This window comes from Streptomyces sp. NPDC059832 (assembly GCF_042731715.1).
Classification (GTDB): Bacteria; Actinomycetota; Actinomycetes; order Streptomycetales; family Streptomycetaceae; genus Streptomyces.
The window spans coordinates 15,573-24,515 of the sequence record NZ_JBHWIY010000063.1; the positions used below are offsets into that span (position 1 = coordinate 15,573).

An 8,943-nucleotide genomic window follows, 5' to 3' on the forward strand; every position below is an offset into this window, starting at 1 on the left:
TTTGAGGTGGAGCCTGCCGATGGGCATAGAATTGGTTTCTTATCCCCCCCTCCTTCCCTCCCCCTTACCTTCTTTCTTCTCTCCCCCGCCCTTCCCCCCCCCCCCGCCGCGGTGTCCGGATCGTGGACCACCGCCGGCGCACTCCACGCCCGGCGGTATGTCCCGCGCAGGATCTCGTCCCGTCGGATGACGTCAATTCCCTTGTCTACGGGGAAGGTTGGCGGGGCGGAGAGCGTTCCTGCAACGCGCCCAACACCCCGCCGTATGGATGAGCGTTGTACAACGTAAGCTGTACCGGTGCTGATTCGAGGCAAGTGGGGCGATAGTGCCTGGTGCACGGCCCGTAGGCAGCGCTCCGCACTCGGCAGAGCGGGCGGCGTGTCCGGAATGGGATGTTTTGGGTCAGCAGTGTAGAACGGGAGATGTGACGGCAATGACGGATAATCTCCAGCGCCGAGGTGCTCACGCCGTCCCAGCGCCGGGCGGTCCGTGGTGACCCGCACCCGGCAGACGCACCCCGATGACGTCGTGCCCAGCACTCTCGACAAGGCCGCGGACGAGAACTTCCCCGTGGCCCCCTTCTTCCTGCCCCGCGCCTGGCGCGACGACCTGATGGCCGTCTACGGCTACGCCCGCCTCGTCGACGACATCGGCGACGGGGATCTCGCCCCCGGCGGTGCGGACGCCCGTCACCTCGGCCTCGATCCCGCGCAGAGCGACGACCGGCTCGCCATGCTCGACGCCTTCGAGGCCGATCTGCGCCGGGTCTTCGACACCTCGGGCGACGGCCCCCGCCACCCCCTGCTGCGCGCCCTGCGCCCCACCGTGCGGCGCTGCGCGCTCACCCCGGAACCCTTCCTCGGCCTCATCGAGGCCAACCGGCAGGACCAGAAGGTCCGCCGATACGGGACGTACGAGGAGCTCCTGGCCTACTGCGAGCTCTCCGCCAACCCCGTGGGCCGACTGGTCCTGCAGATCACCGGAACCGCCAGCCCCGAACGCATCCGCCGCTCCGACGCAGTCTGCACCGCCCTGCAGATCGTCGAGCACCTCCAGGACATCACCGAGGACCTCGGCCGCGACCGGATCTATCTCCCCGCCGACGACATGGCCCGGTTCCATGTCGCCGAGGCCGATCTCGCCGCCCGCTCGGGGGGCGCATCGCTGCGTTCGCTGGTTGCGTACGAAGCGGAACGCGCTCGGGAACTGCTGAATGAAGGCACCCCCCTGGTGGGTAGCGTCCCCGGCAGGCTCAAGCTCCTTCTCGCCGGATTCGTGGGAGGGGGGCGCGCCGCCCTCACCGCGATCACGGCCGCCGGGTTCGACGTACTGCCCGGACCGCCCAAGCCCACCAAGCCCAGCCTGCTGCGCGAGGTGGGAGTTGTCTTGCGAAAAGCGCGTAGAGAGGGGTGAGCCGGACCGTGGAGGGACAGACGACGTACATGTCGGCACCGGTACAGGCCGCATACAGTTACTGCGAGACGGTCACCGGACAGCAGGCGCGCAATTTCGCGTACGGCATCAGACTGCTGCCGGCCGAGAAGCGACAGGCCATGTCGGCGCTGTACGCCTTCTCCCGTCGTGTCGACGACATCGGTGACGGCGAGCTGGACGCGGACACCAAGCGGACCCGCCTGGAGAGCACCCGCACCGTCCTGGACCGGATCCGGGACGGAGCGGTCGACGAGGACGACACCGACCCGGTGGCCGTCGCGCTCGCCGACGCCGCGCGCAGATTCCCGCTCCCGCTCGGCGGGCTCGACGAGCTCATCGACGGCGTGCTGATGGACGTGCGCGGTGCGACGTACGAGACCTGGGACGACCTCAAGGTCTACTGCCGCTGTGTCGCGGGTGCCATCGGCCGTCTCAGCCTGGGTGTCTTCGGTACCGAGCCCGGCGCGCCGGGGGCCGACCGGGCCGCGGAGTACGCCGACACGCTCGGCCTCGCGCTCCAGCTGACCAACATCCTGCGCGACGTCCGCGAGGACGCGGGCAACGGGCGTACGTATCTGCCCGCCGACGACCTCGCCAAGTTCGGCTGCTCGGCCGGCTTCCACCGGGCCACACCACCGCCCGGCGCCGACTTCGCGGGCCTCGTCCACTTCGAGGTACGGCGCGCCCGCACCCTGTTCGCCGAGGGATACCGGCTGCTGCCCATGCTGGACCGGCGCAGCGGAGCCTGTGTCGCGGCCATGGCGGGCATCTACCGGCGGCTGCTCGACCGGATCGAGCGCGACCCCGAGGCGGTGCTGCGAGGCCGGGTCTCGCTGCCGGGCCACGAGAAGGCCTACGTGGCGGTGCGCGGTCTGTCGGGTCTCGACGCCCGGTACATCTCCCGGCGCACGGCCCGGGGGCGTGTCTGATGCGCCGTGAGGACATCTCGCGCACCATGTGCAGCACGGGAACCCGATCCGCCCGGCGATCAACCCTGCGCCGTGCCGACGCGTCCCTGACTGAAGTGACCTGGCGAAAGGAGGACGCATGACGGACGACGCCCCGCGCCGCTCCCGCGCGGTCGTGATCGGCGGCGGCCTCGCCGGAATCACCTCGGCGCTGCGTCTCGCCGACGCCGGGCTTGACGTGACCCTGCTCGAAGGCCGGCCCAGGCTCGGCGGCCTCGCCTTCTCCTTCCGGCGCGGCGAACTGACGGTCGACAACGGACAGCACGTCTATCTGCGCTGCTGCACCGCCTACCGCTGGTTCCTCGACCGCGTGGACGGGGCGCGCCTCGCACCCCTGCAAAACCGTTTGGACGTGCCCGTTCTCGACATCGGGCGGCCTTCGGGCCCCCGGCTGGGACGGCTGCGCCGCAACGCACTGCCGGTGCCCTTCCACCTGGCCGCCGGGCTGGCCGGCTATCCGCACCTCTCGCTCGCCGAGCGGGCGGGCGTCGGCCGCGCCGCACTGGCGCTCGGCCGCCTGGACCCCGACGACCCCGAGCTCGACGCCGTCGACTTCGGCAGCTGGCTCGCCCGGCACGGCCAGTCGCCGCGCACCATCGAGGCCCTGTGGGACCTGGTCGGCGTCGCCACGCTCAACGCCACCGCGCCGAACTCCTCGCTGGCCCTGGCCGCGAAGGTCTTCAAGACCGGACTCCTCTCCGAGCCCGGCGCCGCCGACATCGGCTGGGCGAGCGTGCCCCTCGGCGAGGTGCACGACACGCTGGCACGCAAGGCCCTCGACGCCGCCGGAGTCCGTACCGAACTGCGCACGAAGGCCTCCTCCCTCACCCGTACGGCGGACGACTGCTGGATCGTGGACACCGGCGGCGAACGGATCGAGGCGGACACCGTCGTCCTCGCCGTCCCGCAGCGAGAGACCCACGACCTGCTGCCCGAGGGCGCGCTCGACGAGCCCGAGCGGCTGCTCGCCATCGGCACGTCGCCGATCCTCAACGTGCACGTCGTCTACGACCGCAAGGTGCTGCGCCGCCCGTTCTTCGCCGCGCTCGGCTCCCCGGTCCAGTGGGTCTTCGACCGCACGGACGCCTCGGGCCTCACCGGACCCGGGCAGTACCTCGCCGTGTCCCAGTCCGCCGCCGACGAGGAGATCGACCTCCCCGTCGCCGAGCTGCGCACCCGCTACCTGCCCGAGCTGGAGCGGCTCCTGCCGGCTGCCCGCGGGGCCGGCATCAGGGATTTCTTCGTCACCCGGGAACGTACGGCGACCTTCGCCCCCGCCCCCGGCGTCGGCCGGCTGCGGCCGGGTGCCCGCACCCGTGTCCCCGGCCTCTGCCTGGCAGGGGCATGGACGGCCACCGGCTGGCCCGCGACGATGGAGGGTGCCGTCCGCAGCGGGTTCAGCGCGGCGGACGCCGCGCTCCGGGCGCTCGGCCGCACCCATGAACATCCGCTGCAGGAGGCGGCATGAGCAGTACCACCGGAACAAGAGGAGAGTCAGTGACCCCGGCGAATCCGGCTTTCGACACCGTGGCAGACACCACGGACGTCACCGCGCTTCTGGAGCGCGGACGGGCCCTTTCCACGCCGGTGCTCCGGGCCGCCGTTGACCGGCTCGCACCGCCCATGGACACCGTCGCCGCCTACCACTTCGGCTGGATCGACGCCCAGGGACAGCCCGCCGACGGCGACGGGGGCAAAGCGGTCCGCCCGGCCCTCGCCCTGCTGTCCGCGGAGGCCGCCGGCGCCGCCGCCGAGGCCGGCGTCCCCGGCGCCGTGGCCGTCGAACTCGTGCACAACTTCTCGCTGCTGCACGACGACCTGATGGACGGCGACGAACAGCGCCGCCACCGCGACACCGTCTGGAAGGTGCACGGCCCCGCCCAGGCGATCCTGGTCGGCGACGCGCTCTTCGCCCTCGCCAACGAGGTCCTGCTGGAGCTCGGCACCGTCGAGGCGGGCCGCGCGACCCGCAGGCTGACCGCGGCCAGCCGCAAGCTCATCGACGGGCAGGCCCAGGACATCTCCTACGAGCACCGAGAGCGGGTCACCGTCGAGGAGTGCCTGGAGATGGAGGGCAACAAGACCGGCGCCCTGCTCGCCTGTGCCTGCTCCATCGGCGCGGTCCTCGGCGGCGCCGACGACCGGACCGCCGACACCCTGGAGGCGTACGGATACCACCTCGGGCTCGCCTTCCAGGCCGTCGACGATCTGCTCGGCATCTGGGGCGACCCCGAGTCCACCGGCAAGCAGACCTGGAGCGACCTGCGCCAGCGCAAGAAGTCCCTGCCGGTCGTCGCCGCGCTCGCCGCGGGCGGCCCGGCATCGGAGCGCCTGGGCGAACTGCTCGCGGCCGACGCCAAGAGCAGCGATTTCGACAGCTTCTCCGAAGAGGAGTTCGCCGCCCGTGCGGCACTCATCGAGGAGGCGGGCGGCCGCGAGTGGACCGCCCAGGAGGCCCGTCGGCAGCATGCTGTCGCCATCGAGGCGCTGCACCGTGTCGACATGCCGCAGACCGTGCGGGCGCAGCTCACGGCGCTCGCGGACTTCGTCGTCGTACGAAAGAGATGATCACTATCTGCTCCATATGAATCGCAGTCGCCGGCCGGTGCCCGTATCAGGCACCGGCCGACGGAGACCCCAGCACAGCAGAGGACAAGACTGCACGAAGGGGAAGCCATGACAGCGACGACCGACGGAAGCACCGGGGCCGTGAACCCCCGCGCAGCCTCGGCCAGCGAACCGACCGACACAACCATCGCCGCGGACGACGTGTTCACCGCCGCGCGGCGGGCCGCGGAACGCTCGGTGCAGCACCTCCTCGGCAGGCAGGACGAGCAGGGCTGGTGGAAGGGCGACCTCGCCACCAACGTCACCATGGACGCCGAGGACCTGCTGCTCCGTCAGTTCCTCGGAATCCAGGACCCGGCCACCGTCCAGGCGGCCGGCCGCTTCATCCGCGGCGAACAGCTGGGCGACGGCACCTGGGCCACCTTCCACGGCGGCCCCGGCGAACTCTCCACCACCATCGAGGCGTACGTGGCCCTGCGGCTGGCCGGAGACCGGCCGGACGATCCGCACATGGCCCGCGCCTCGGCCTGGATCAGGGAACAGGGCGGAATCGCCGCCGGCCGGGTCTTCACCCGGATCTGGCTCGCCCTCTTCGGCTGGTGGAAATGGGACGACCTGCCGGAACTCCCGCCCGAGCTGATGTTCTTCCCCAAATGGGCCCCGCTCAACATCTACGACTTCGGCTGCTGGGCCCGCCAGACCATCGTGCCGCTCACCATCGTCTCGGCTAAGCGGCCGGTACGCCCGGCGCCCTTCCCGCTCGACGAACTGCACACCGACCCACGCAATCCGAACCCGCCCAGGCGCGCCGCACCGGCCGCGAGCTGGGACGGCGTCTTCCAGCGCCTGGACAAGGCGCTGCACCTCTACCACCGGATCGCACCGCGCAAGCTGCGCCGGACCGCGATGAACGCCGCGGCCCACTGGATCATCGAACGCCAGGAGAACGACGGCTGCTGGGGCGGCATCCAGCCGCCCGCCGTGTACTCGGTCATCGCCCTGCATCTGCTCGGCTACGACCTGGACCACCCGGTGATGCGGGCCGGACTCGAATCGCTCGACCGGTTCGCCGTGTGGCGCGAGGACGGCGCCCGCATGATCGAGGCATGCCAGTCCCCGGTGTGGGACACCTGCCTCGCCACCATCGCGCTCGCCGACGCCGGGGTCAGCCCCGACCACCCGGCGCTCGTGAAGGCCGCGGACTGGATGCTCGGCGAGGAGATCGTCCGGCCCGGCGACTGGTCCGTGCGCCGCCCCCGGCTCAACCCGGGCGGCTGGGCCTTCGAGTTCCACAACGACAACTACCCGGACATCGACGACACCGCCGAGGTGGTCCTCGCACTGCGCCGGGTCCGCCACCCGGACCGTGCGCGCATCGAGGCCGCCATCAGGCGCGGAGTCCGCTGGAACATGGGTATGCAGTCCCGCAACGGGGCCTGGGGCGCCTTCGACGCGGACAACACCAGCGCGTTCCCCAACCGGTTGCCGTTCTGCGACTTCGGCGAGGTCATCGACCCGCCGTCCGCCGATGTCACCGGGCACGTGGTGGAGATGCTCGCCGTCGAGGGGCGGTCCGGACACCGCGTCACCCGACGGGGCATCGAGTGGCTGCTCGCCGAACAGGAGGCGAGCGGTGCCTGGTTCGGCCGCTGGGGCGTCAACTACGTATACGGCACAGGGTCGGTGGTCCCCGCACTGGTGGCCGCCGGGCTGTCCGTGACGCACCCGGCGGTCCGCCGTGCGGTCGGCTGGCTGGAGTCCGTGCAGAACGACGACGGCGGCTGGGGCGAGGACCTGCGCTCGTACCGGGAGGAGAAGTGGATCGGGCACGGTGCCTCGACCGCCTCCCAGACCGCCTGGGCGCTGCTCGCACTGCTCGCCGCGGGACGGCGGGACAGCAGGGCCGTACAGCGGGGAGTGACCTGGCTCAGCGAGACGCAGCAGGCCGACGGTTCCTGGGACGAGCCGTACTTCACGGGCACCGGATTCCCGTGGGACTTCTCCATCAACTACCACCTCTACCGCCAGGTGTTCCCGCTCACCGCACTCGGGCGGTACGTGTACGGCGAACCGTTCGCCGACCGCACGGCCACCCGCAAGGGGGCCTGATGACCGACGGGCCGGGGACGGCCGGCCCCGCGGCGCCGCTGCTGATCGCCTGTGCGCTCGGCATCGAGCAGTTCGCCCTGCGCAGCGGCCGGGGCAGGGCCGGTGCCCCTTCCGGCCCGGTGACCGTACTCCGTACGGGCATGGGCCCCAAAGCCGCCGAGGCGGCCGTCTCACGGGCGCTCGGTCAGGACCGGGCGCCCGGCACGGCGGTCGTCGTCTCCGGGTTCTGCGCCGGGCTGGTGCCCGGAATGCACCCCGGGGACCTGGTGGTCGCCGACGAGACCCGGGAAGACGGGGACTCGACGGTCTGCACCGGTCCGGGCCTGCTCGCCGAGGCCCTGGCCAGGGCGGTGCCCGGCCGCGCCGTCCACACCGGTCCGCTGACCGGCTCCGCCCATGTCGTACGCGGACATGAGCGGGCCGAGCTGCGGGCCACCGGAGCCATTGCGGTGGACATGGAGTCCGCCGCCACTCTGCGCACCGCTCTGCGGTCCGGGCCACGCCCGGTTGCCGCCGTACGGGTGATCGTGGATGCTCCGGAGCATGAGCTCGTCCGAATCGGCACGATACGCGGTGGAATATCAGCTTTCCGGGTTCTCCGTGCCGTCCTGCCGGCTTTCTACGAATGGCACCGATCTTTGCTGCTCCCCAGGAGGTGAGCCAGATGGCCATGCCGCTCCGTCAGTCCATCAAGGTTGCGACGTACCTCATTGAACAGAAGCTCCGCAGGCGGGAGAAATTCCCGCTCATCGTGGAACTGGAGCCGTTGTACGCCTGCAATCTCGCGTGCGAGGGCTGCGGGAAGATCCAGCATCCGGCCGGCGTGCTCAAGCAGCGCATGCCGGTGGCCCAGGCCGTGGGCGCCGTGCTCGAATCGGGTGCCCCGATGGTTTCCATCGCGGGCGGCGAACCGCTGATGCATCCGCAGATCGATGAAATCGTCCGGCAGCTGGTGGCGCGGAAGAAGTACGTCTTCCTGTGCACCAACGCGATGCTGCTGCGGAAGAAGATCGAGAAATTCACGCCCTCGCCGTACTTCGCCTTCGCCGTGCACATCGACGGGCTGCGCGAACGGCACGACGAATCGGTCGCCAAGGAAGGCGTCTTCGACGAGGCGGTGGCGGCGATCAAGGAGGCCAAGCGGCGCGGCTTCCGGGTCACCACGAATTCCACCTTCTTCAACACCGACACCCCGCAGACCGTCATCGAGGTCCTCAACTACCTCAATGACGACCTGAAGGTCGACGAGATGATGATCTCGCCCGCCTACGCCTACGAGAAGGCACCCGACCAGGAGCACTTCCTGGGCGTCGAGCAGACCCGCGAACTGTTCAAGAAGTCGTTCGCGGGCGGCAACCGGGCCCGCTGGCGGCTGAACCACTCGCCGCTCTTCCTGGACTTCCTGGAAGGCAAGGCGGACTTCCCGTGCACGGCCTGGGCCATCCCGAACTACTCGCTCTTCGGCTGGCAGCGGCCCTGCTACCTGATGAGCGACGGCTACGTGCCGACGTACCGTCAGCTCATCGAGGAGACCGACTGGGACAAGTACGGCCGGGGCAAGGACCCGCGCTGCGCCAACTGCATGGCGCACTGCGGATACGAGCCCACCGCCGTGCTCGCCACCATGGGATCGCTGAAGGAATCCCTGCGCGCGGCGCGCGACACCGTCTCCGGGAACCGGTGACGTCATGACCGCTGGAGGGCCGGTCGCACTGGGTCTCCCCGAGCTGCCGGCCCGGCCGCTCGCGATGCGCCGCCACTCGCGGCGCATCCAGGTCGGGTCGGTTGCGGTGGGCGGGGACGCGCCGGTGTCGGTGCAGTCGATGACCACGACGCGTACGTCGGACGTGGGTGCGACGTTGCA

At 70.9% G+C, this 8,943-nt stretch carries 8 protein-coding genes; all 8 read left to right on the forward strand.

Annotated elements, in window-relative coordinates; genetic code table 11:
• The first annotated feature begins 492 nt into the window (after window positions 1-492).
• Window positions 493-1,413: a squalene synthase HpnC gene (gene hpnC / locus ACFV8T_RS43530; RefSeq protein ID WP_385338932.1), complete on the forward strand. Its 921-nt coding sequence runs from the start codon at window positions 493-495 to the stop codon at window positions 1,411-1,413.
• 29 nt (window positions 1,414-1,442) lie between these two features.
• A complete protein-coding gene (gene hpnD, locus ACFV8T_RS43535; protein ID WP_385338935.1) occupies window positions 1,443-2,363 on the forward strand; it encodes a presqualene diphosphate synthase HpnD in 921 nt (306 codons plus the stop codon).
• A gap of 118 nt (window positions 2,364-2,481) precedes the next feature.
• Window positions 2,482-3,870, forward strand: a complete 1,389-nt coding sequence (gene hpnE / locus ACFV8T_RS43540) for a hydroxysqualene dehydroxylase HpnE (protein ID WP_385338938.1) — start codon at window positions 2,482-2,484, stop codon at window positions 3,868-3,870.
• Window positions 3,867-4,970, forward strand: a complete 1,104-nt coding sequence (locus ACFV8T_RS43545) for a polyprenyl synthetase family protein (RefSeq protein ID WP_329817261.1) — start codon at window positions 3,867-3,869, stop codon at window positions 4,968-4,970. Before hpnE ends, ACFV8T_RS43545 begins: the two co-directional genes overlap by 4 nt.
• Window positions 4,971-5,078: 108 nt before the next feature.
• Window positions 5,079-7,079, forward strand: coding sequence for a squalene--hopene cyclase (gene shc, locus ACFV8T_RS43550; protein ID WP_385338941.1), 2,001 nt, complete (start codon window positions 5,079-5,081; stop codon window positions 7,077-7,079).
• On the forward strand, window positions 7,079-7,738 hold the full coding sequence (locus tag ACFV8T_RS43555) for a 1-hydroxy-2-methyl-2-butenyl 4-diphosphate reductase (protein WP_385338944.1): 660 nt from the start codon (window positions 7,079-7,081) through the stop codon (window positions 7,736-7,738). The genes shc and ACFV8T_RS43555 overlap by 1 nt, the downstream gene beginning before the upstream one ends.
• A 5-nt stretch (window positions 7,739-7,743) precedes the next feature.
• Window positions 7,744-8,763: an adenosyl-hopene transferase HpnH gene (gene hpnH, locus ACFV8T_RS43560; RefSeq protein ID WP_385338947.1), complete on the forward strand. Its 1,020-nt coding sequence runs from the start codon at window positions 7,744-7,746 to the stop codon at window positions 8,761-8,763.
• Between the two features lie 4 nt (window positions 8,764-8,767).
• A partial coding sequence (locus ACFV8T_RS43565) for a flavodoxin-dependent (E)-4-hydroxy-3-methylbut-2-enyl-diphosphate synthase (protein ID WP_385338952.1) occupies window positions 8,768-8,943 on the forward strand: 176 nt, incomplete at its 3' end.